The following is a 24,058-nucleotide window of genomic DNA, read 5'->3' as shown; positions in this document are numbered from 1 at the left end:
CCGGCCTGTCGTTAGAATGCCGATCACTCGCTCGTCGTCTCCAGTGTGTAGCTGGTGTAGGACGCAGCACCGCAATTCGGTTTCCCTTAAGTCGCATCGTGGGCCATGGCTCATACTGCTGTTTTGCCCTATACCGATGGAGTCCCAAGATGAAGAAACTCGTGCTGTTGGGCGCCCTGGCGCTGTCCGTGCTGTCCATGCAGGCTTTCGCTGAAGGCAAGCCCCTGAAAATTGGTATCGAAGCGGCTTACCCTCCGTTTGCCTCCAAAGCCCCCGATGGCAGCATCGTCGGTTTTGACTACGACATCGGCAATGCCCTGTGCAAGCAGATGGACGTGAAGTGCACTTGGGTCGAGCAAGAGTTCGACGGCCTGATCCCTGCGCTGAAAGTGCGCAAGATCGACGCGATCCTGTCGTCCATGTCCATCACGGAAGATCGCAAGAAATCCGTGGACTTCACCAACCGCTACTACCTGAGCCCAGCGCAGTTGGTGATGAAGGAAGGCACCACCGTCAGCGACAGCCTGGATGAATTGAAGGGCAAGAAGATCGGTGTGCAACGCGGTTCGATCCACGATCGTTTCGCCAAGGAAGTCCTGGCCCCTAAAGGCGCCACGGTTGTGCCTTACAGCTCGCAGAACGAAATCTACCTGGACGTGGAAGCCGGTCGCCTGGACGGCACCGTGGCCGACGCCACCCTGCTGCAAGACGGCTTCCTGAAGACCCCGGCCGGTAAAGGCTACGCGTTCGTGGGCCCACAGTTCACCGACGCCAAGTACTTCGGTGACGGCATCGGCATCGCTGTACGCAAAGGCGACAAGGAAAACCTCGACCGCATCAACGCAGCCATTGCCGCGATCCGTGCCAACGGTGAGTACAAGAAAATCCAGGACAAGTACTTCGACTTCGATATCTACGGCGCTGACGCCAAGTAAATCGTCGCAGCGGTCTGTCCGAAATGGCGCAAGCAACAGAATTCCTGAGGTTTGCGCCATTTTTTCATCCCCCTTTTCGAGGACCTGAATCATGTTGAAAGGCTACGGGGCCGTCATCCTCGATGGCGCATGGTTGACGCTTCAGCTCGCCTTGTCGTCCATGGCCTTGGCCATCGTTCTGGGTCTGATCGGGGTCGCGTTGCGCCTGTCGCCGGTGCGCTGGTTGGCCTGGCTGGGTGACTTGTACTCCACGGTGATCCGCGGGATCCCCGACCTGGTGCTGATCTTGCTGATTTTCTACGGCGGTCAGGACCTGCTCAACCGCGTCGCGCCGATGCTGGGCTACGACGACTATATCGACTTGAACCCCTTGGCCGCCGGCATCGGCACTCTGGGTTTCATCTTTGGCGCCTACTTGTCGGAAACCTTCCGCGGCGCCTTCATGGCCATTCCCAAGGGCCAGGCCGAAGCCGGCCTTGCGTATGGCATGAGCAGTTTCCAGGTGTTTTTCCGGGTGATGGTGCCGCAGATGATCCGTCTGGCGATCCCCGGTTTCACCAACAACTGGCTGGTCCTCACCAAGGCCACTGCGCTGATTTCGGTGGTGGGCCTGCAAGACATGATGTTCAAGGCCAAGCAGGCGGCAGATGCCACCCGCGAGCCTTTTACCTTCTTCCTCGCGGTGGCGGCGATGTACCTGGTGATCACCAGCGTGTCGTTGCTGGCCTTGCGTCATCTTGAGAAGCGCTACTCGGTAGGCGTAAGGGCGGCTGATCTATGATCTTCGACTACAACGTCATCTGGGAGGCCATGCCGCTGTACCTTGGCGGCCTGCTGACCACCCTGAAACTGCTCGCCATCTCGCTGTTCTTCGGCCTGCTTGCCGCCTTGCCTTTGGGCTTGATGCGCGTGTCCAAGCAGCCGATCGTCAATGGCGCGGCCTGGCTTTACACCTACGTGATCCGTGGCACACCGATGTTGGTGCAGCTGTTTTTGATCTACTACGGCCTGGCTCAGTTTGACGCCGTGCGCGAAAGCTTCCTGTGGCCGCTGCTGTCCAGCGCGACGTTCTGTGCGTGCCTGGCGTTTGCGATCAACACCAGCGCCTACACCGCCGAGATCATTGCCGGTAGCCTCAAGGCCACGCCCAATGGCGAGATCGAAGCAGCCAAGGCCATGGGCATGTCGCGCTACAAGCTGTACCGCCGGATCCTGCTGCCCTCGGCCCTGCGCCGCGCACTGCCGCAGTACAGCAACGAAGTGATCATGATGTTGCAGACCACCAGCCTGGCCTCCATCGTCACCCTGATCGACATCACCGGTGCCGCGCGCACGGTGAACGCCCAGTTCTACCTGCCGTTCGAAGCCTACATCACCGCCGGGGTGTTCTACCTGTGCCTGACCTTCATCCTGGTGCGCCTGTTCAAGTTGGCAGAGCGCCGCTGGCTGAGCTACCTGGCTCCACGGAAGCATTGATATGGAACGTATCGATCATCGGTTGCCTTGGGGTCACCTGGGCTGCGAGCGCCAACTGAGCGTATTCCGTTTCGGCCAGGGCGAGCGCAAGGCCTATATCCAGGCCAGCCTGCACGCTGATGAATTGCCCGGCATGCGCGCCGCGTGGGAGCTGAAAAAGCGCCTCACCGAACTGGAACAGCAAGGCGCGCTCAACGGCGTGATCGAGTTGGTGCCGGTCGCCAACCCGATGGGCCTGGGCCAACTGCTGCAAGGCAGTCACCAGGGACGTTTCGAGGTGGGCAGCGGCAAGAATTTCAATCGCGACTTCGTGGAGTTGAGCGAGCCGGTTGCCGATTTGCTCAACGGCAAGCTGGGCGATGATCCCCACGCCAATGTGCGCATGATTCGCCAGGCGATGAGCGATGTGCTCAGCGCGTTGCCCGAGCCAAGCAGCCAGCTGCAAGGCATGCAGCGTATTTTGCTGAGCCACGCCTGCACCGCCGATGTGGTGCTCGACCTGCACTGCGACGCCGAAGCCGCGCTGCACATGTACGCACTGCCTCAGCATTGGCCGCAGTGGCGTTCGTTGTCGGCGCATTTGAATGTGAAGGTCGGCCTGCTGGCGGAAGACTCCGGTGGCAGTTCGTTTGATGAGGCCTGTTCGCTGCCGTGGCTGCGTCTGTCCCAGGTGTTTCCTGAGGCGCAAATCCCGTTGGCCTGCATGGCGACTACGCTTGAGCTGGGCGGCCAGGCCGATACCGGGCGTGACGAGGCGATTTTCCACGCCGAAGGTATTCTCGCGTTCCTCGCCGAGCAGGGCCTGATCAAGGGCGAATGGCCTGCTCCGCAATTCGAACCTTGCGAAGGCGTGCCTTTCGAGGGCACCGAATTGCTGTTCGCGCCCCACGCCGGGGTGATCAGTTACCTGCGTAAAGCCGGTGATTGGATCGAAAAAGGCGAGCCGATTTTTGAAGTGATTGACCCCCTGGAAGACCGCGTGAGCACTATTTGCGCAGGCACTTCGGGAGTGTTGTTTGCCGTTGAACGGCTACGTTATGCCCAAGCGGGTTTCTGGCTGGCCAAGGTGGCGGGGCGCGAAGCGCTGCGTCACGGGCGCTTGCTCAACGACTGACCACCTGTTTTTGTGAGAACCGACCGCATGTACAAACTTGAAGTCCAAGACCTGCATAAACGCTATGGCAGTCATGAAGTGCTCAAAGGTGTGTCCCTGGCCGCCGCAGCCGGTGATGTGATCAGCATCATTGGTTCCAGTGGTTCGGGCAAAAGTACTTTTTTGCGCTGCATCAACCTGCTGGAGCAACCCCACGCCGGCAAGATCCTGCTCAATAACGAAGAGCTGAAACTGGTGGCCAACAAGGACGGCGCCATGAAGGCGGCGGACCCGAAGCAGCTGCAGCGCATGCGTTCGCGCCTGTCGATGGTGTTCCAGCACTTCAACCTGTGGTCGCACATGACCGCGCTTGAAAACGTGATGGAAGCCCCGGTGCACGTGCTGGGCATGTCGAAAAAAGAAGCCCGTGAAAAGGCCGAGCATTACTTGGCCAAAGTCGGCGTGGGTCATCGCAAAGATGCGTTCCCCGGTCATATGTCCGGCGGCGAGCAGCAGCGCGTAGCCATCGCTCGCGCCCTGGCGATGGAGCCTGAGGTGATGCTGTTTGACGAGCCCACCTCGGCCCTTGACCCGGAACTGGTCGGTGAAGTGCTCAAGGTGATGCAGGACCTGGCCCAGGAAGGCCGTACCATGGTGGTGGTGACCCACGAAATGGGCTTTGCCCGTGAAGTGTCGAACCAGCTGGTGTTTTTGCACAAAGGCATCGTCGAAGAGCGCGGCAACCCGCGTGAAGTGCTGGTGAACCCGCAGTCCGAGCGTTTGCAGCAGTTCCTTTCAGGTAGCTTGAAATAATCAAGACTGCCGTTGTGCACTGATATAGGGCATGCTTCGCGCTTTGCGCAACATGCACTATGTTGGTGGTTGCCACTTTTGGCCTTAACACTGTTACTCGCTTCGGATAGCCCTCCATGACCGCCCATCGCATTGGTTTCCTGATTTGGCCCAGCACAAAAGCACTCACGCTTGCGCTGGCTGAGGAGGCCTTGCGCGTTGCCCAGCGGGTGCATCCGGACGTGGTCTACGAGCTGTCGTTCCTGCAAGCCGAACCTGCGACCGAAGGCGCCTGGCAACTGCCGGGAGAGCCATGGGCCGGCAAGCTTGAAGGTTTTCAGAAGCTGTTCCTGCTGGCAGATGAACCGCCCACTGTCGTCGCCTCGCAACTGAGCACTGCACTCAAGCAGCTTGTCCGGGCCGGTTGTGTGATCGGCGGTTTGTCGGCCGGTGTCTACCCGCTGGCCCAGCTCGGCCTGCTCGACGGCTACCGCGCCGCCGTGCATTGGCGCTGGCAGGACGACTTCGCCGAGCGCTTCCCCAAGGTCATCGCCACCAGCCACCTGTTCGACTGGGACCGCGACCGCCTGACCGCTTGCGGTGGCATGTCGGTACTCGACCTGCTGCTGGCGGTGCTGGCCCGTGACCACGGCGCCGAGCTGGCCGGTGCGGTCTCCGAGGAACTGGTGGTGGAGCGCATCCGCGAAGGCGGCGAGCGCCAGCGCATTCCCTTGCAAAACCGTCTCGGCTCCAGCCACCCCAAGCTGACCCAGGCCGTATTGCTGATGGAAGCCAACATCGAAGAACCGCTGACCACCGACGAAATCGCCCAGCACGTCTGTGTGTCGCGACGACAGCTTGAGCGGATCTTCAAGCAATACCTCAACCGCGTCCCCAGCCAGTACTACCTGGAACTGCGCCTGAACAAGGCGCGCCAAATGCTCATGCAAACCAGCAAGTCGATCATTCAGATCGGCTTGTCGTGCGGCTTCTCCTCGGGGCCGCACTTCTCCAGCGCCTACCGCAATTTCTTCGGCGCGACCCCGCGCGAAGACCGTAACCAGCGGCGCAGCAGCAGCCCGTTTGAATTGTCGTCGGTGCCGGCCGAGCGCGGCTAGCTCTCACTCCTCCTCCATGGGCTCCGCCAAGGGTTGTTGCACGGGGTTGCCCTGGGCATCCGTGGTCGCTTCGACGACCTCGAAGTCCATTCCGGTCCTTCGGTAGTACTCACGCAGGTATTCAAGACTTTGCGCCGACCAGGGGTTGCCGCTCAGGTCGGAGTCCTCGTGGAAGGTTTGCGACATACTCAGCAAGTCAGGTGTGATCTCGCGGATTTGGTTCTGGCTCAAGTCCAGGTAGACCAGGTTGGCGTGCTGGAACACGCCGGTGGGGAGTTCGGTTATCCGCGTGTTGCGTAAGTGCAGGGAGCTGAGTTGCTGCAAGTTGCTGACGTCCGGTGCGTGACCCAAAGGGTTGTCACTCAAGTTCAGGAACTCCAGGGTCTGCAGGTCGCTCACGGAGCGTGCAGTGGCCGCGGACAACGTAATTGCACATCTGGGCAGTTCCAGCGTAGTCAGCTTGGGCAGCTCGAAGAGCGCGGGAGGCAGGCCGCCCAGAGTGCAGCGGCTCAGGCTCAGCGTTTGCAGGTTGGGGAGGCTGCGCAGGAAGTCATTTACCTGAACGGTGGTTGTCTCAGCGGAAAATTTAAAGCTGGTGACATGCTCAAGGCTTGTGCGCAGTTTAGGCAAGGCGCCCATGATCGGCGTTTCAATGATCAGCGTGTGCGTGGCTTTGTCATCCAGGTTTTCTTCATCCAGCGCACTTTCCCGGCGCCATGCCTCTTCCAGTTGGCGTTTGAAGTTGAGGCGATGGAGTTGGTCTTCGGCACGGGTAGCCATGTCCAGTGGGATCCCCAGGTTCGGATGTTGCGTAGGGACATCAATAGCCCATTCCTGCAGGTCGGCAGTCAGTTGCTCATAGTCCGTTTGGAGGCGGGTGAGTTCTGCGTCCACATCACTCATTCGGCCGGGCAGCGCAAATACGAAGCTGTCAGATGCACTATCGCTCAGGGTTGGATACAGGCGCTGGGCCCAGGCGCGTTGCGCTGCGGGTGCCTGTGCTTTGAAATGTTCCTGGGTGCGCTGGCAGTAGATCTTGATCTGATCCAGCGCCTGCGGCGACAGCGGGTTACCTGACAAGTCAAAGGCCTGGGTAACATCCTCCGGCAATGTGAGCAGGGCATCAGGCAACTGCTCTATAGCATTGGCGCTCAAGTTGATGAGCTGGCGCGGTAGCGTGTTCAGCAGGCTGGGCGGCACTGCTTGCAAGCCCGTGTCTTGCAGCAGAATTGCGCTCAAACCCGGCATACGGGTGAAGTCAGGGAGTTCCCCTACGGGGTTTCCGTTCAAGTTCAAGTGCTGCAAGTCGGGCATGCGCTCCAGGGCAGCGCGGGAGGCGGTGGAGAGGGTGATCGAGCAATTTCTCAAGTTGAGCACCCACAGGTTGGGTAGGTCGAGTATGGCCTGCGGAATGTCCCCCAGCGTGATCTGTTCCAGATTGAGGATGCGCAGTTCAGTGAAGTTGCCGATGAATGCGGACACGTTGATCGCCTGGTCTGTGCCCACCAGCTTCATCGCCCTGATATGACTGAATGGCACGTTTATCGGCGGCAGTTCCCCCGACAGGCTGCTGGGAATCATCAGCGCATGTTCAGGGTCACCCGCCAGTGCCGGCTCACGTCGCCAACTGCGCTCCAGCAAGCTGCGCAGGGCGATTCGCCTGGCGAACTCTGGCGGCGCGAGGTCGGGTGCGTTTTCCCAATAGGCAAGTTGTTGTTGCAACGTTTGCAGCTCGCCGGCCAGTCGGGCCAGTTCGATCTGGCCGGCTTCAAGCGAGCCGGGCAGGCCGTAGATAAACCGATTGAGCCTGTCCTGGTTCAAACTCGGATAGAGTGCTTGAGCGTCACGTAGATCAGTGGGCGGCGCATCGACTTCCCAGTAGGTGTCATAGCGTTGAAAGTAAGCCTTGACCTGTTCCATCGTCTCGCGCGACAGCGGGTTGTCGTGGAAGTCAAATTCGTTTGGACCACTGGGAGCGCGCTCAAAGAGCTCTGCAGGCAGCTCTGCAAGTTGATTGCCGTTGAACATTGCAATGCGCAAATGGGGGCGGCTGACCAAACCCTCCGGCAGATGCGCAATGCCGGTCTGCGAGAGGTCGATTTCAGCCAGTGCGGGCATGGCCTGCACGCTCGGCACCAATCCCAGTGGGTTGTCGAACAACACAAGGGTTTGCAAGCGGCTCATGGACGCGACCTGCGCCTGGCTTGTAGCGGTAAGCGTGATATTGCAACCGCTCAAATCCAGCAGGGTCAAGCGTGGCATGGCGTAGATCTGTGGCGGTGGCGTGCCTAAGTTGAAGCCGTCAAGACGCAGGTGCCGCAGTTGGACAAAACGTGTCAGAAACGCATTGGCGCCTGTGGTTTCGTAGCTTCCCGACAGACTCAGCATTGAAACGTGGTCGAAGCTTGCCGTCATCATCGGCAGTGGGCCGAACGTTGGCGAATCCAGGTGCAGGCTGTACCCGTCGTAGGCCGAATTGTCGGTCGGATGGACAATGGGGGTTTCGCGGCGCCAGCAGCGTCTGAGCCTCGATGTAATGCGGCGGCGGTTGCGCCGTTCGATGCGTTGTTGCATTGCCGACAGAGGGTTGCCAGTACGCGGGTGATTGTTCGGAACCTGTTGTTCCCAGGTTCTGAGGTCCTGGGTCATTCGCGCATATTCCTGGGCGAGCACCGTAATTTCATTGGCTGCGCCACCTGGTAAGGTGTGCAGATGGTTGAGCAGATCCTCGATCTGGCCCGCACGCATCTGCGGATACAGGTTGTGTATGCGAGCCTGCAAGGTGGGTTGCAGGGCAGGTTGTGCGGGCTGGGCTGGGTATCCCGCGTCCATGCCCAGCAATCGCAGCGTATCCAGGACAGGTTCGCGCGGCATATCGACGCCCAGTACCTGGCGCAGTTCATCGCGTGCTAGCGGGCGCTGGCGCAGCTGCTGTTTGAGCACCTGGCCCTGGTTGATGTGAATGCCCAGGGCGTCGCGCTGTGCGTCCGGCAGCGCGTTGAGAATGGCGGTGTACAGATCGGTTTCACCGAACAGCGGGCCTTTTTCATCGTGGGGCACATAGCGGCCCTCAGAGGTGCGCACTAGCGTGCGTTGCACCGGTGCATCATCGGGGCCGACCTGCAGCCAACGCTCGCCCGCAGGCTTGAGATGCCTGGCTTCAAGAAGGATTTGGTCCGACCAGCCCGGCAGCAGTTTCAACGTGTTCAGTGACAGGCGATCACTGTCGATAGTGTCGACGGCCTCCAGATGCAGGCCCTCGTAGGCGCGGTTCACCCGCATCTCGGCCAGCGCGTTGCGGGCCAGTTCGGCGAGGCGTGGCGGCGTGCGCCGGGCGTCCAGGGCCTGCAATTCGCGACCGTTGGCCTCGTCGAGCAGGTGTTCGGCGACCGTCGCCGGCAGGCCCGCAGCGGTGTCTATCAGGTGTTGTGCGTGTGCGGTTTGGGGTATTTGTCTTTGGGCGTAGCGTGAGTCAAACAGCTCGGTGCGATGCTCGACAGCCAGTCCCACAAGCTTTTTGCGCAGTTGCTTTACGCGGTTTTCCAGGCTCAGTTCGGGGTCGGCGGCACGTTCGCCGAACTGCGCACGGATTTCCTCCGGGCTCAGGCCTTGCAGGACGGTCTTGAGCAATTCGCCATTGCCCAGTTGCGTTTCGGGGACCTGCACGGCGGGCATACGGCTATCACCGAATTCCCAAGTCGTGTTGCCTTTGGCATCCACCATGCGCAGGGAGCGGGTCTTGGGCCAGTCGCCGTAAGTGGTGAGCAACTGGAGCATGTCTTGCGGGTCGACTTGTGCGTGCTGTGCCGGGTCATCGCTGTCGAGCCGGTCGATCAGGGTTTGCAGACTGCGGTCGATGTTCAGCCGGGCGAGCGTATCGTTCAGCAGCGGCGGCACCGGTTCACCGCGTACATGGGCTTTTCGCAGGACGTTTTCATGGGTGCCGCTGATGTCCAGCGCCAGGTTTCGGTCGGCTTCGCTCAACTCGCCGACGCTGTGGCCCAGGCGCCGGAGCAAGGTCGGACGGTCCCACTGCAAAGGCGTCTCCAGTTCGCTGTGCCAGGCGCCGGCGCCGTTGTGTTGCAGACGTGGGGTGTAGGCATCGGGACGCGTTGGGTGCTTGATCCCATAGCCTTGGTCATTCGCGAGTTTTTGCACGGCGTACAGCTTGCCCTCCAGTGGTAGCAACGCTTCGCCGCGCACCTGGTGCAGGCCCAGCGGGTCGACGCCCAGGCGCGGCGGCAGCGTGATGTCCTGTTGATAAGAGGTTAGGTCCGGTTTCCAGTAACGGCTGGCGCCGTTGGCAAGGCTGACGGGTTTGAAGCGGTCGATGAACGCCAGTACATCTGCCGGTAACACTTTGCGCAACTCTGCGGCGCCGATGGTGGTACCGGCGCCAAACGCCCCCAATTGCACCAAAGACTGCAACACACTCATCAAGTGGCCGAACGCCTCCTTGGGCAAGCCTTCGGCCCAGTCGACAATGCCTTCGAATACGTCATCGAGCAGTTGATAGGCCATATACCCCAGCATCAATTCTCCGAGCCCTGGGATAAACGGCGCGACAATCAGCAGCGCGGCATTGAGGATCGACGAAGCCACATTCACAAATGAATCCCACAGCGCCCAGCGAGCCTTACGGTCGACGTCTGCGGTGGACACTGCCTGAGTGCGCGCATCGTTGAGGATCTGGTTGAGTTTTTGCTGGTAACTGTGCTGCCAAAAGTCCCCCTCGATAGGTGTGGCGACAAATTGCAGTTTGGGGTCGTCGGTAGGTTCCTTGCGCCATGGCGCCAGGCTGCTCCCACGCTCGGGTGGGTGCCAGGTGATCCGCGCCAGGCGCGGGCTCAACTCGGCGAAAAATACGCCGCGGTGTTCATGGGCGACAAAGCGGCTGAAAAACGCCTGGTAGTCGGCGTCGCGCAATTTGCGGGTCAGTTCCTGTTTGAATGCCAGCGGCGAGGCGTATTCCTTGAGCGGGTGCTGCGGGTCGTCCGGCACGTAGGCGACCAGGCGGGACACGGAGCGGGTTGTTTCGAGGTTGGGGGAGAACAGCAGGATGCCCGTGAGTGGCGCGTTCATCATCTGCAGGTCGTGGCAACGCAGGGCCAGATTGCCGAGTGCCAGATCGCTGCGGCCTTGCAGCAGCCCCTCCACTTGTTGCGCGAAGTCGTCCTGAATATCACCGCGCAGGCGCGCTAGTTGTAGGGCGGCGCGCAGGGCGGCTTTTTGGCTGGCGTCAACCTTGGTGCGCATCACGGCGGCACTGACCGGCTCGTCCAGGCCCAGTTGCGTACGTAGGTAGGTTTGGTAGCGTGCGCCGATGTCCAGTTCGCGGCACAGGCCGGTAAAGGCGACCACGCTGGTTTTTTGTTGGATCGCGGGCAGTGTTTCAAACTGACCGTTGGTGGTGGGCTGGGTAATGAAAGTCGAGTCGGCCTCAAAGGCACCATCGACTGCTTCGCTGTGTTCAAAGTTGTGCAGGGCCGCCTCCAGCAGTGACACCGTCCAAGTGCGCGCTGCGCCGGAGGGCAATGAAAAAATGGGGATGTTGAGCGGGATGTAGAGGCGCAAGTACACCGTTTCGCTGTCAAGATCCAGGCCGAAGCGGGTCAGCAAGGCGTCTTCAAGGATTGCGCGGGCAAAGGTGCTAGGGCCTTGTACATTTTTCAGTGCGTCATCCACGGCATTTTGCGCGCTCCAGTGGGCGGCATTCAGGCGCTTTAATTCAGCGTTCGTGGGGTGCGGTTGTGGTTTGGCTTGGGACAGGGCCAACTGCTTGGCGCTCGATGCGCTGCCCAGCCAGCCTGGGATGGCCTCTTTCAAGAGGTGGTAGTGACTGTCGGGCTGGTCGGTGAACGAAGGCGTACTCATGCTCAATCTCGGATAACAGGAAAGCGCATCAGTAGATCAGCGCGTTTCACGCGGCCGGCTCTAGATAGTTAGTTTAAACTGCGCCATTGCGACGCTATTTGTCGCATTGGCGTAAACCCGCCAAAATCGCGGGTTGGCGCTATAAGAAGTTGTCGCTTGGCGGCAAGGCCGCGCTGAAAACTGTCCTTACAATCCCTGCATCGCCCGCCAGTTCCAGGCAGGCGTTCCTCTTCAGGAGACTCCGATGTCCGTTGAGCAAGCCCCGGTGCAACGTGCCGATTTCGACCAGGTCATGGTGCCTAACTACGCACCGGCCGCATTCATTCCTGTGCGTGGCGAAGGTTCGCGCGTGTGGGACCAGGCGGGTCGCGAGCTGATCGACTTTGCCGGCGGCATCGCGGTCAACGTATTGGGCCACGCCCACCCGGCGCTGGTCGGTGCACTGACCGAACAGGCCAACAAGCTGTGGCACGTCTCCAACGTCTTCACCAATGAGCCGGCGCTGCGCCTGGCCCATAAGCTGATCGACGCCACCTTTGCCGAGCGCGTGTTCTTCTGCAACTCCGGCGCCGAGGCCAACGAGGCCGCGTTCAAGCTGGCTCGTCGCGTCGCGTTCGACCGTTTCGGCACCGAGAAGTACGAGATCATCGCCGCGCTGAACAGCTTCCACGGCCGTACCCTGTTCACCGTCAACGTCGGTGGCCAGTCCAAGTACTCCGATGGTTTCGGTCCTAAAATCACCGGTATCACGCACGTTCCTTATAACGACCTGGCTGCGCTGAAAGCCGCTGTGTCGGACAAGACCTGCGCCGTTGTACTGGAGCCGATCCAAGGCGAAGGCGGCGTACTGCCGGCCGAGCTGGCTTACCTGCAAGGCGCCCGCGAGCTGTGCGACGCGAACAACGCGCTGCTGGTGTTCGACGAAGTGCAGACCGGCATGGGTCGCAGCGGCCACCTGTTCGCTTACCAGCATTACGGCGTGACCCCGGACATTCTCACCAGCGCCAAGAGCCTGGGCGGCGGTTTCCCGATTGCAGCCATGCTCACCACTGAAGCGCTGGCCAAGCATTTGGTCGTCGGCACCCACGGCACCACCTATGGCGGCAACCCGCTGGCGTGTGCGGTGGCTGAAGCGGTGATCGACGTGATCAACACCCCAGAAGTGCTGGCTGGCGTGAATGCCAAGCACGACCTGTTCAAGGCGCGCCTGGAGCAGATCGGCAAGCAGTACGGCATCTTCACCGAAGTGCGTGGCATGGGCCTGTTGCTCGGTTGCGTACTGAGCGAAGCGTTCAAGGGCAAGGCCAAGGACGTGTTCAACGCGGCCGAGAAAGAAAACCTAATGATCCTGCAAGCCGGCCCGGACGTGGTGCGTTTCGCGCCGAGTTTGGTGGTGGAAGAGGCGGATATCAAGGAAGGCCTGGACCGTTTTGAGCGTGCTGTGAAAGTGCTGACGCAAGGCTGATGACCCTTCACCACCTGGCACGCCGGGTGGTGAACCGAATTGTGTGTGTGCCGGGCCCGCCCGGCATTTTTTCCTCTGTGCAGGCTCCAGGCCTGCCTGTTTTTCGAGTTAAGGAGTGACACCATGCTGGTGATGCGCCCCGCGCAAATGGCTGATCTGGGCGAGGTACAGCGTCTGGCTGCGGACAGCCCGATTGGTGTCACCTCCTTGCCGGACGATGTGGAACGCCTCAGCGACAAGATCGCCGCCAGCGAAGCGTCCTTCGCGGCCGAGGTCAGTTTCAATGGCGAAGAGAGTTATTTCTTCGTGCTCGAAGACACCGAGACCGGCAAGCTCGCCGGTTGCTCGGCCATCGTCGCCTCGGCCGGCTACTCGGAACCCTTCTACAGTTTCCGTAACGAGACCTTCGTGCACGCCTCCCGCGAGCTGAAGATCCACAACAAGATCCACGTGCTCTCCCAGTGCCACGACCTCACCGGCAACAGCCTGCTCACCAGCTTTTACGTGGTGCCTGAGCTGGTCGGTTCGCCGTGGTCGGAACTCAATTCCCGTGGCCGCCTGCTGTTCGTGGCCAGCCACCCCGAGCGCTTTGCCGACTCGGTGGTGACCGAGATCGTCGGCTACAGCGACGAGAACGGTGACTCGCCGTTCTGGGACGCCATCGGCCGCAACTTCTTCGACCTCAACTACGCCGCCGCCGAGCGCCTGTGCGGGCTGAAAAGCCGTACCTTCCTCGCCGAGCTGATGCCGCACTACCCGATCTACGTGCCGCTGCTGCCGGACGAAGCCCAGGAAGCCATGGGCCAGGTGCACCCGCGTGCGCAGATCACCTTCGACATCCTCATGCGCGAAGGCTTCGAGACTGACCATTACATCGACATCTTCGACGGTGGCCCGACGCTGCATGCACGGGTGTCGGGCATTCGTTCGATTGCCCAGAGCCGCGTGGTACCGGTGAAGATCGGTGAGATGGTCAAGGGTGTTGGTCGCCAGTACCTGGTGAGCAACGCGCAGTTGCAGGATTACCGCGCGGTGATGCTGGAACTGGACTACGCGCCGGGTAAACCGGTGACGTTGGACCTCGCAGCGGCCGAAGCCCTGGGTGTTGGCGAAGGCGCGAGTGTGCGCCTGGTAGCGGTTTAAAAAGAGAGTTTCGCGGGTGGCTGACAACAGCGGCCCGTTCGAGGAGATAGCATGATCGTTCGTCCCGTACGCAGCAGCGATTTACCGGCCCTGATTGATCTGGCGCGCAGCACCGGCACCGGCCTCACCACCTTGCCGGCCAACGAAGAGCGCCTGACCCACCGTGTGGGCTGGGCCGAGAAAACCTTTCGCGGCGACGCCGGGCGCGGCGATGCCGACTACCTGTTCGTGCTGGAAAACGACGAAGGCCGCGTGGTGGGGATTTCCGCCATTGCTGGCGCCGTTGGCCTGCGTGAGCCCTGGTACAACTTCCGGGTCGGCCTGACGGTCAGCGCCTCCCAGGAACTGAATATCTACCGCGAGATCCCGACGCTGTTCCTGGCCAACGACCTCACCGGCAACTCCGAGTTGTGCTCGTTGTTCCTGCACGCCGATTACCGCACCGGCCTCAACGGCCGCATGCTGGCCAAGGCGCGTATGTTGTTTATCGCGGAGTTCCCGCAACTGTTTGGCAACAAGATCATTGCCGAGATGCGCGGTGTGTCCAACGACGCCGGACGCTCGCCGTTCTGGGAGAGCCTGGGCCGGCATTTTTTCAAGATGGAATTCAGTCAGGCCGACTACCTCACCGGTGTGGGCAACAAGGCGTTTATCGCCGAGCTGATGCCGAAGTTTCCACTGTACAGCTGCTTCCTGTCCGAGGATGCGCGCAACGTGATCGGCAAGGTCCACCCGGACACCGAGCCGGCGCTGAGCATGCTCAAGAGCGAAGGCTTCAGCTATCAGGGCTATGTCGACATCTTCGATGCGGGACCTGCGGTGGAATGTGAAACCACCAAGATCCGCGCCGTACGCGATAGCCAGTCGCTGGTGCTGGCGATCGGCACGCCGGGGGACGATGCCACGCCGTTCCTGATCCATAACCGCAAGCGCGAAGAATGCCGCATCACCGCCGCACCGGCTCGTCTGGCGGCAGGCACGCTGGTGGTGGATCCACAGACCGCCAAGCGCCTGCAACTGGTGGTGGGTGATCAAGTGCGTGCTGTTCCGTTGTCCGCTGCTCGGGAGTCGAAATAATGAATTCGCTGTATATCGCAGGTAGCTGGCTGGCTGGCCAGGGTGAACTGTTTGAATCGCGCAACCCGGTGACCCAGCAAATGCTGTGGGCCGGCAATGGCGCCACGACCGAGCAGGTCGAGTCCGCCGTGCAGGCTGCGCGGCAGGCGTTTCCGGCCTGGGCCAAGCGCCAGCTGGAAGAACGTATCGCTATTCTGGAAACCTTCGCCGCCACCCTGAAAAGCCGCGCCGACGAAATCGCCCGTTGCATCGGTGAGGAAACCGGCAAGCCGCTGTGGGAATCGGCCACTGAAGTCACCAGCATGGCCAACAAGATCGCGATCTCGGTGCAAAGCTACCGAGAGCGTACCGGCGAGAAGAGCGGCCCCCTGGGCGACGCCACCGCCGTGCTGCGCCACAAGCCCCACGGCGTGGTGGCGGTGTTTGGCCCGTACAACTTCCCTGGTCACTTGCCGAATGGGCATATCGTCCCAGCGTTGCTGGCGGGTAACACCGTGCTGTTCAAGCCGAGCGAGCTGACCCCCAAGGTTGCCGAGTTGACCGTGCAATGCTGGATCGAAGCCGGGTTGCCGGCGGGTGTGTTGAACCTGCTGCAAGGCGCGCGGGAAACCGGTATCGCGCTGGCGGCCAACCCTGGTATCGACGGGTTGTTCTTCACGGGCTCCAGTCGCACCGGCAATCACTTGCACCAGCAGTTCTCCGGGCGCCCGGACAAGATCCTTGCGCTGGAAATGGGCGGCAACAACCCGTTGGTGGTCGACGAAGTGGCCGACGTGGATGCGGCGGTCTACACCATTATTCAGTCGGCGTTTATCTCGGCCGGCCAGCGTTGCACCTGTGCCCGTCGCCTGTTGGTGCCGGAAGGCGCGTGGGGTGATGCGTTGCTGGCGCGCCTGGTGGCGGTCAGCTCGACGATTGAAGTGGGTGCGTTCGACCAGCAACCTGCGCCGTTCATGGGCTCGGTGATCTCCCTCGCGGCGGCCAAAGCCTTGATGGACGCCCAGGAATTGATGCTCGCCAATGGCGCCGTGGCGCTGCTGGAAATGACTCAGCCCCAGGACCAGGCCGCCTTGCTGACCCCCGGCATCATCGACGTGACTGGCGTGAGCGAGCGCGAAGACGAAGAACTGTTCGGCCCGCTGTTGCAGGTGATCCGCTACGCTGATTTCGAAGCGGCGATTGCCGAGGCCAACAACACCCAGTACGGCTTGGCCGCCGGTTTGTTGTCGGACTCCGAGGCACGCTACCAGCAGTTCTGGCTGGAAAGCCGCGCGGGCATCGTCAACTGGAACAAACAGCTGACCGGCGCCGCCAGTACCGCGCCGTTTGGTGGAGTAGGGGCGTCGGGCAACCATCGCGCCAGTGCCTATTACGCGGCGGATTATTGCGCGTACCCGGTGGCCTCGCTGGAAACCCCAACCTTGGTGGTGCCGGCAACCCTGACCCCGGGCGTGCGCTTGTCTTAAGGGTGCAATGAAACCCTGTGGCGAGGGAGCTTGCTCCCGCTGGGGCGCGAAGCGGCCCTAAGATTTTGGGGCCGCTGCGCAGCCCAGCGGGAGCAAGCTCCCTCGCCACAGAAGCTTTGTTATTGATGCCTATAAAAATACAGATGTTCGTGGAGCCTCGCCGATGAAATCCTATGAAGTCAATTTTGACGGTCTAGTGGGGCCGACCCATAACTACGGCGGTTTGTCCTTCGGCAACGTCGCGTCCCAGAGCAACAGCCAGCAGCATTCCAACCCCAAGGAAGCGGCGTTGCAGGGCCTGCAGAAGATGAAAGCCCTGATGGACATGGGTTTTGTGCAAGGTGTGTTGGCACCTCAGGAGCGTCCTGATGTGGCCGCCTTGCGCAGCCTGGGTTTCAGCGGCACCGACGCCCAAGTGATCCAGCAAGCGGCCAAGGATGCGATGCCGTTGCTGGTCGCGAGCTGCTCCGCATCGAGCATGTGGGTGGCCAACGCCGCCACCGTCAGCCCAAGCGCCGACACCGTTGACGGCCGCGTGCATTTCACCGCCGCCAACCTCAACTGCAAATACCACCGCAGCATCGAGCACCCGACCACCAGCCGTGTGTTGGGCGCGATGTTTGCCGATGATAAACACTTCGCCCATCACGCCGCATTGCCGGCGGTGGCGCAGTTCGGTGATGAAGGCGCGGCCAACCACACGCGCTTCTGCCGTGACTATGGCGAAGCGGGCGTCGAGTTCTTTGTGTTTGGTCGCAGCGCGTTCGATCCCCGTTACCCGGCGCCGCAGAAATATCCGGCGCGCCAGACCCTTGAAGCCTCTCAGGCCGTCGCACGCCTGCACGGTTTGAAGGATGACGGCGTGGTCTACGCCCAGCAGAACCCGGCAGTGATCGATGCGGGCGTGTTCCACAACGACGTGATTGCGGTCGGCAACGGCGAAGTACTGTTCTATCACGAGGACGCATTTCTCAATACCGAGCAGATGCTCGCCGAACTGCAAGGCAAATTGGGCAAGTTGGGCGGCAACTTCCAGTCCGTCTGCGTGCCCCGCGCCCAGGTCAGTGTCGAAGACGCGGTACGTTCCTACCTGTTCAACAGCCAATTGTTGAGTCGCGCTGACGGCTCGATGCTGCTGATCGTGCCGGAAGAGTGCCGTGCCAATGAGCGCGTCTGGCAGTACCTGCAAGGACTGACCGCTGCCGGTGGCCTGATCCGCGAAGTGAAGGTGTTCGACCTCAAGCAAAGCATGCAGAACGGCGGTGGCCCGGCGTGCCTGCGTTTACGTGTGGCGTTGAACGAAACGGAACTGGCGGCGGTGAATCCAGGGGTTATCATGACCGCGCCGTTGTACGAAACACTGACTCAGTGGGTAGGCAAGCACTACCGCGACAGCCTGCGCGAAAGCGACTTGGCTGACCCGCAATTGCTGCTTGAATGCCGGACGGCACTGGATGAACTGACGCAAATCCTTAAACTGGGCGCTGTTTATCCTTTCCAGATCAATTAAACGCCGCATGGCTGAGAGCTACTTATGACCACCGACACCCTGAAACTGATTCTTGAAGACACCGACGGCACCCAGCTGGAAACTTCCTGCACCCGCGTCGCCGTGGTCTGGCAGGGCAAGGAGATCTGGATCCAGCACGACGGCCGTGGCCAACTGCTGATCGGTGTGGACGTGGAAGAAGGTGACGCCGAATACGCTAACCTGCTGATGCGCCCACTGGCCACCAACCTGATGAGCCTGCAACTGGAAATGGAACCGGCCGACGTTGAAGGTGATGACGACGATCACGTCCACGGCCCAGGCTGCAACCACTAAGGAAGCTGCGTATGCTCGCCCTCGGCAAACTGCTTGAACTGACCCTCGCCGGTCGCGAACCGGCGCAAAAAATTCAACTGACTGTCGACGGCGTGCAGATGCGCTGGCTCAGCGAGGGCGCGCTTGAAGTGCGCCCACCTGAAGCGAAGGACAATGGCGGCGACCTGTTGCTGTCGTCCGGCATCCATGGCAACGAAACCGCGCCGATCGAACTGCTCGACCGCCTGTTGCATGGCATCGCCCGTGGGGAGATCAAACCCCGTACCCGTATTCTGTTCCTGTTCGGCAACCCCGAGGCCATGCGCCGCGGCGAGCGTTACCTGGAACTTGACGTCAACCGGCTGTTCAACGGGCGCCACGAAAAAAACATCGGCCCCGAAGCGATGCGTGCCGCTGAGCTTGAGCAACTGGCTCGCAGCTTCTTCAGCCAGCCTGGTCGTTCACGCCTGCATTACGACCTGCACACGGCCATTCGTGGCTCGAAGATCGAGCAGTTCGCGTTGTACCCGTGGAAGGAAGGCCGTCAGCATTCGCGCCATGAACTGGCCCGCCTGCGCGCTGCCGGCATGGAAGCGGTGCTGTTGCAGAACAAGACCTCGATCACCTTCACCGCGTTTACCTACGAGCAATTGGAGGCTGAGGCTTTCACCTTGGAGCTGGGGAAGGCGCGGCCGTTCGGGCAGAACGAGGGGGTGGACGTGTCCCGCCTGGAAACCCGCCTTAAGCAGATCATTGAAGGCAACGAGCCGGAAACCGAGAGTCTGGATGGCCTGCAACTGTTTGCCGTGTCCCGTGAAATCATCAAGCACAGCGATTCGTTCCTGATGCACCTGCCGGCGGATGTGGAGAACTTCTCGCCATTGGCGCAAGGCTATCTGCTGGCCGAGGATGTGGCCAAGACCCGCTGGGTGATTGAGGAGGAGGGTGCGCGCATCATCTTCCCGAACCCGAAGGTGAAGAATGGTTTGCGAGCGGGGATACTGATTGTGCCGACCACGGACGCTGGCCTGGCCTGAAAAAGAAAAAACCCGGTTTTTACACCGGGTTTTTTGTGTCTCTTAGACGGCTACAGCCCGTGGCTCGCTGCGACGGATCGCACGCACCTTGTGCAGGGTGTCGGCGCAGGTGCGCGCGGCTTCCTGGCCCTTGTGCACAAAGTGATCGTGGAAGAACGCGTGGTGTTCGCTGCCCGCATGGAAGTGATGCGGTGTCAGCGACACCGAGAACACCGGCACTTCGGTTTCCAGCTGAACTTGCATCAGGCCGCTGACCACCGATTGGGCGACGAATTCGTGGCGGTAGATGCCACCGTCCACCACCAGCGCGGCAGCAACGATACCGGCGTAACGGCCGGTCTTGGCCAGCAGCTTGGCGTGCAGGGGCATTTCAAAGGCGCCGCCGACTTCGAAGAAATCGATGTCCGATTCCTGGTAGCCCTGGGCGATCATTTCGGCGAGGAAGCCTTTACGCGATTGGTCGACAATATCCTTGTGCCAGCAGGCTTGGATAAATGCGACGCGCTCGCCGTGGTGGTTTTTGCTTTTGCTGTCGATTGCGGTGGGTTGCATGTTCTGACTCCTGTTTAAGAAAAAAACAGGGCGTTATGAATCGAATGGGATTTAAGGGTACGCAAGACGAGCGGCCCTTAGGTGCCAATCCCGTTCTCTCTTCATCCGGACTATGACCGTCGGCCCCGGGATCACACCGGGTCTGCTGACCTTGTCGCCGTCGTGCCGGAGCAGTTCGAGGCGCCAAGCGCTCGCGGGCTATACACATTGCGTGTAATTACCGCCGGTGGGGAATTGCACCCCGCCCTGAGAACGTTGCCGCCAGAACCCTGGCGGCGGAGAGTTTTTAACACGCTTTTTCGAAAACTGCACGATTGCCGTATCGATAACCTATATCGGTTTGTTTGGTTGGTATTCGATTGAATGCAATGGGGGCTTGATATTCCGTGGCATTGCCCGCAGTAATCACACTCAAAAGGAACTTACTCAACCCTTCAGAGGCTTGTTTCATGTCTGTGATCGACCTGCGCAGCGACACCGTGACCCAACCCACCCCCGGCATGCGGGACGCGATGGCTGCTGCCGTCAGCGGCGATGACGTGTATGGCGAAGACCCCAGCGTCAATCACCTCGAAGCCGAGCTGGCCAAGCGCCTGGGCTTTGCCGCTGCGTTGTTCGTCCCGACCGGCACCATGAGCAACCTGCTGGCGTTGATGGCCCATTGTGAGCGCGGCGAGGAATACATCGTCGGCCAGCAGGCCCATACCTACAAATACGAAGGCGGTGGCGCGGCGGTGCTCGGTTCGATCCAGCCGCAACCCCTGGACGTGCAGGCCGATGGCTCACTGGACCTGGACCAGGTACTGGCGGCGATCAAGCCCGACGACTTCCACTTCGCCCGCACCCGCTTGCTGGCGCTGGAAAACACCATGCAAGGCAAGGTATTGCCGCTGGATTACCTGGCAAAGGCACGGGCGTTCACCCGTGAGCATGGCCTGGCCCTGCATCTGGATGGCGCGCGGCTCTACAACGCAGCGGTCAAGCTCGGCGTGGAGGCGCGCGAGATTGCCCAGCATTTCGATTCGGTGTCGGTGTGCCTGTCCAAAGGCCTCGGCGCACCGATTGGCTCGGTGTTGTGCGGCTCCACGGCGTTGATCGCCAAGGCCCGGCGCCTGCGCAAGATGGTCGGCGGCGGCATGCGCCAGGCCGGCTCGTTGGCGGCAGCGGGGTTGTATGCCCTGGATCACCAGGTTCAGCGCCTGGCCGATGACCACGCCAACGCCCAATGGCTGGGCGATGCGTTGCGCCAAGCCGGTTATGAGGTGGAGCCGGTGCAGACCAACATGGTCTACGTGCAGATCGGTGACCAGGCCCAGGCCTTGAAGACATTTGCCGCCGAACGCGGGATCACGTTGAGCGCCGCCCCGCGCCTGCGCATGGTCACGCATTTGGATGTCAGCCGGGCGCAGATCGAGCAGGTCGCGCAGACATTCGTCGAATTTTCGCGGAAATGACAGTGCAGACCGTCTAATTGAACGTTTCAATCGTATAAACACGCTGTACCACCGGCAAAGGGCCGATATAATGCGGCCCTTTGCCGTCGCTCCGTCTGATGATGTTGCGCACTGGCCTTTGGCCGCAGCCTCCGTGGAAGAACCTAATGAAAAGCGCAGAAATCCGTGAAGCCTTCCTTCGCTTCTTCGAAGAGCAAGGTCACACCCGTGTCTCCTCCAGCTCCTTGATCCCAGGCAATGACCCAACCCTGCTGTTCACCAACGCGGGGATGAACCAGTTCAAGGACTGCTTCCTGGGCCAGGAAAAGCGCGCATACACCCGCGCCGTCAGCAGCCAGAAATGCGTCCGCGCCGGTGGCAAGCACAACGACCTGGAAAACGTCGGCTACACCGCCCGTCACCACACCTTTTTCGAAATGCTCGGCAACTTCAGCTTTGGCGATTATTTCAAGCAAGACGCGATCAACTTCGCCTGGACCTTCCTCACCGGCGTGCTGAAGCTGCCGAAGGAAAAACTCTGGGTCACCGTCTACGCCAGCGATGACGAGGCCTACGACATCTGGACCAAGGAAGTCGGCGTGCCGGCCGAGCGCATGGTGCGCATCGGCGACAACAAAGGCGCCCCGTACGCCTCCGACAACTTCTGGACCATGGGCGATACCGGTCCGTGTGGCCCGTGCACCGAGATCTTCTACGACCACGGCGCTGACATCTGGGGTGGCCCACCGGGCTCGCCAGAGGAAGACGGCGACCGTTACATCGAGATCTGGAACAACGTGTTCATGCAGTTCAACCGCACCGCCGATGGTGTGTTGCATCCGTTGCCAGCGCCGTCGGTAGACACCGGCATGGGCCTGGAGCGGATCAGTGCGGTGATGCAGCACGTGCATTCCAACTACGAGATCGACCTGTTCCAAAGCCTGCTGGCCGCAGCAGCCAAGGCCATTGGTTGCGCCAATGAAGACCAGGCTTCGCTGAAAGTCGTCGCTGACCACATCCGTTCCTGCGGCTTCCTGATTGCTGACGGCGTGTTGCCGTCCAACGAAGGCCGTGGCTACGTGCTGCGTCGCATCATCCGTCGTGCTTGCCGCCACGGTAACAAGCTGGGCGCCAACGGCAGCTTCTTCTACCAGATCGTCGCTGCCCTGGTGGCCGAGATGGGCGAAGCCTTCCCGGAGCTCAAGCAGAACCAGGCGCACATCGAGCGCGTACTGAAGGCCGAAGAAGAGCAGTTCGCCAAGACCCTGGAACAGGGCCTGAAGATCCTTGAGCAAGACCTTGCCAACCTGCAAGGCATCGTGGTGCCGGGTGATGTGGTGTTCAAGCTCTACGACACCTACGGTTTCCCGATGGACCTGACCGGCGACATTGCCCGTGAGCGCAACCTGACCCTCGATGAGGAAGGTTTCGAACGTGAGATGGAAGCCCAGCGTGTGCGCGCTCGTTCGGCCAGCTCGTTCGGCATGGACTACAACAGCCTGGTCAAGGTTGACGTGGCCACCGAGTTCACCGGCTACAAGGCCACCCGCGGTTCGGCCAAAGTGGTTGCCCTCTATAAAGAAGGCCAGTCGGTTGACGTATTGAATGAAGGTGACGACGGTGTGGTGGTCCTGGACCAGACGCCGTTCTACGCCGAATCCGGTGGCCAGATTGGCGACTGTGGTTTCCTGAAAGCCGCGTCCGGTCGTTTTGACGTGCGCGACACCACCAAGACCGGCGGCGCATTCCTGCACCACGGTGTGCTGGCTTCGGGCAGCCTCACCGTCGGTTCGCCGGTGGATGCACAGGTGGACGCCGATGTGCGTCACGCCACCTCGCTGAACCACTCGGCCACGCACTTGCTGCACGCTGCGCTGCGTCAGGTCCTGGGCGATCACGTGCAACAAAAGGGTTCGTTGGTCGACAGCCAGCGCCTGCGCTTCGACTTCAGCCACTTTGAAGCGATCAAGCCCGAGCAGATCAAGGCCCTGGAAGACATCGTCAACGCCGAGATTCGCAAGAACACTGTGGTAGAAACCGAAGAAACCGATATCGAGACTGCAAAAGCCAAGGGCGCCATGGCGCTGTTCGGCGAGAAGTACGGCGACAGCGTGCGCGTACTGAGCATGGGCGGCGACTTCTCGGTAGAGCTGTGTGGCGGTATCCACGCCAACCGTACCGGTGACATCGCCCTGCTGAAGATCATCAGCGAAGGTGGCGTGGCGTCCGGTGTGCGTCGTATCGAGGCGGTCACCGGCGCTGCGGCCCTGGCCTACCTGAATGCGGCAGAAGAACAACTCAAGGAAGCGGCCAGCCTGGTCAAGGGCAGCCGCGACAACCTGATCGACAAACTGTCCGCTGTGCTGGAGCGCAACCGCGCCCTGGAGAAACAGCTGGAGCAGTTGCAAGCCAAGGCAGCCAGCGCGGCGGGCGACGATCTGTCGGCTTCGGCGGTGGACGTAAAGGATGTGAAGGTTTTGGCCGCACGCCTGGACGGTCAGGACGGCAAGGCGCTGTTGGCCTTGGTCGATCAGTTGAAGAACAAGCTCGGCCGCGCAGTGATCCTGCTCGGCGGTGTCCATGAGGATAAGGTCGTTCTGGTTGCCGGTGTAACCAAGGACCTGACTGGCCAACTCAAGGCCGGTGATTTGATGAAGCAAGCCGCCGCGGCAGTGGGCGGGAAGGGCGGTGGTCGTCCGGACATGGCGCAAGGCGGTGGTGTAGACGCCGGCAGCCTGGACGCAGCCCTGGCCCTGACCGTGCCGTTTGTCGAGGCAGGTATTTAAGGCACTG

Annotated in this window: 17 protein-coding genes and 1 riboswitch; of the genes, 15 read left to right on the top strand and 2 right to left on the bottom strand. The window is 61.0% G+C overall.

What is annotated here, in order from left to right; translation table 11 throughout:
* The first annotated feature begins 149 nt into the window (after positions 1-149).
* The 6 genes from OZ428_RS26175 (at position 150) to argR (ending at position 5,414) form a co-directional block, all read left to right on the top strand.
* Complete coding sequence (locus OZ428_RS26175; protein WP_033901307.1) at positions 150-935, top strand: ABC transporter substrate-binding protein; 786 nt, start codon at positions 150-152, stop codon at positions 933-935.
* 91 nt (positions 936-1,026) lie between these two features.
* Positions 1,027-1,716: an ABC transporter permease gene (locus OZ428_RS26170; RefSeq protein WP_010208305.1), complete on the top strand. Its 690-nt coding sequence runs from the start codon at positions 1,027-1,029 to the stop codon at positions 1,714-1,716.
* Positions 1,713-2,411, top strand: coding sequence for an ABC transporter permease (locus OZ428_RS26165; RefSeq protein WP_269131787.1), 699 nt, complete (start codon positions 1,713-1,715; stop codon positions 2,409-2,411). Before OZ428_RS26170 ends, OZ428_RS26165 begins: the two co-directional genes overlap by 4 nt.
* A gap of 1 nt (position 2,412) precedes the next feature.
* Positions 2,413-3,525 (top strand): succinylglutamate desuccinylase/aspartoacylase family protein, encoded by a 1,113-nt coding sequence (locus OZ428_RS26160; protein ID WP_269131786.1) that lies wholly within the window; start codon positions 2,413-2,415, stop codon positions 3,523-3,525.
* Positions 3,526-3,552: 27 nt separating this feature from the next.
* Positions 3,553-4,317 (top strand): ABC transporter ATP-binding protein, encoded by a 765-nt coding sequence (locus OZ428_RS26155; protein WP_005790637.1) that lies wholly within the window; start codon positions 3,553-3,555, stop codon positions 4,315-4,317.
* A gap of 116 nt (positions 4,318-4,433) precedes the next feature.
* Positions 4,434-5,414, top strand: a complete 981-nt coding sequence (argR, locus tag OZ428_RS26150) for a transcriptional regulator ArgR (RefSeq protein WP_269131785.1) — start codon at positions 4,434-4,436, stop codon at positions 5,412-5,414.
* Positions 5,415-5,417: 3 nt separating this feature from the next.
* Here argR and OZ428_RS26145 read toward each other — a convergent pair whose 3' ends face one another.
* Positions 5,418-11,288, bottom strand: coding sequence for a dermonecrotic toxin domain-containing protein (locus tag OZ428_RS26145; RefSeq protein ID WP_269131783.1), 5,871 nt, complete (start codon positions 11,286-11,288; stop codon positions 5,418-5,420).
* Between the two features lie 244 nt (positions 11,289-11,532).
* Here OZ428_RS26145 and OZ428_RS26140 point away from each other — a divergent pair, with 244 nt between their 5' ends.
* The 7 genes from OZ428_RS26140 (at position 11,533) to astE (ending at position 19,280) form a co-directional block, all read left to right on the top strand.
* On the top strand, positions 11,533-12,753 hold the full coding sequence (locus OZ428_RS26140; RefSeq protein WP_269131781.1) for an aspartate aminotransferase family protein: 1,221 nt from the start codon (positions 11,533-11,535) through the stop codon (positions 12,751-12,753).
* A 123-nt stretch (positions 12,754-12,876) separates the two neighbouring features.
* A complete protein-coding gene (aruF, locus tag OZ428_RS26135) occupies positions 12,877-13,896 on the top strand; it encodes an arginine/ornithine succinyltransferase subunit alpha (RefSeq protein WP_003175655.1) in 1,020 nt (339 codons plus the stop codon).
* Positions 13,897-13,947: 51 nt separating this feature from the next.
* Entirely contained in the window at positions 13,948-14,973 is a 1,026-nt protein-coding gene (gene astA, locus OZ428_RS26130; RefSeq protein ID WP_016979796.1) for an arginine N-succinyltransferase, read from the top strand.
* Positions 14,970-16,439, top strand: coding sequence for a succinylglutamate-semialdehyde dehydrogenase (gene astD, locus OZ428_RS26125; RefSeq protein WP_269134225.1), 1,470 nt, complete (start codon positions 14,970-14,972; stop codon positions 16,437-16,439). Before astA ends, astD begins: the two co-directional genes overlap by 4 nt.
* A 163-nt stretch (positions 16,440-16,602) precedes the next feature.
* On the top strand, positions 16,603-17,949 hold the full coding sequence (gene astB, locus OZ428_RS26120) for an N-succinylarginine dihydrolase (protein WP_269131780.1): 1,347 nt from the start codon (positions 16,603-16,605) through the stop codon (positions 17,947-17,949).
* A gap of 24 nt (positions 17,950-17,973) precedes the next feature.
* Positions 17,974-18,264: a hypothetical protein gene (locus tag OZ428_RS26115; RefSeq protein WP_003214319.1), complete on the top strand. Its 291-nt coding sequence runs from the start codon at positions 17,974-17,976 to the stop codon at positions 18,262-18,264.
* 11 nt (positions 18,265-18,275) lie between these two features.
* A complete protein-coding gene (astE, locus tag OZ428_RS26110; RefSeq protein ID WP_269131779.1) occupies positions 18,276-19,280 on the top strand; it encodes a succinylglutamate desuccinylase in 1,005 nt (334 codons plus the stop codon).
* Positions 19,281-19,322: 42 nt separating this feature from the next.
* Here the strand turns inward: astE and OZ428_RS26105 are convergent, their stop codons facing one another.
* Positions 19,323-19,832, bottom strand: a complete 510-nt coding sequence (locus tag OZ428_RS26105; RefSeq protein WP_016979790.1) for a 6,7-dimethyl-8-ribityllumazine synthase — start codon at positions 19,830-19,832, stop codon at positions 19,323-19,325.
* Positions 19,833-19,920: 88 nt separating this feature from the next.
* Positions 19,921-20,090: riboswitch (FMN riboswitch) on the bottom strand.
* Positions 20,091-20,281: 191 nt separating this feature from the next.
* Between OZ428_RS26105 and ltaE the strand changes: the two genes are divergently transcribed.
* Positions 20,282-21,286: a low-specificity L-threonine aldolase gene (gene ltaE / locus OZ428_RS26100; protein ID WP_269131778.1), complete on the top strand. Its 1,005-nt coding sequence runs from the start codon at positions 20,282-20,284 to the stop codon at positions 21,284-21,286.
* A gap of 146 nt (positions 21,287-21,432) precedes the next feature.
* A complete protein-coding gene (gene alaS, locus OZ428_RS26095; protein WP_269131777.1) occupies positions 21,433-24,051 on the top strand; it encodes an alanine--tRNA ligase in 2,619 nt (872 codons plus the stop codon).
* Positions 24,052-24,058 lie beyond the last annotated feature (7 nt).

Origin of the sequence: Pseudomonas sp. GXZC, from assembly GCF_026967615.1 — a bacterium.
Taxonomy (GTDB): Bacteria; Pseudomonadota; Gammaproteobacteria; order Pseudomonadales; family Pseudomonadaceae; genus Aquipseudomonas; species Aquipseudomonas azotoformans_A.
Note: the sequence above shows the minus strand (reverse complement) of the source record. Positions and strands in the feature narration are given on the sequence as shown.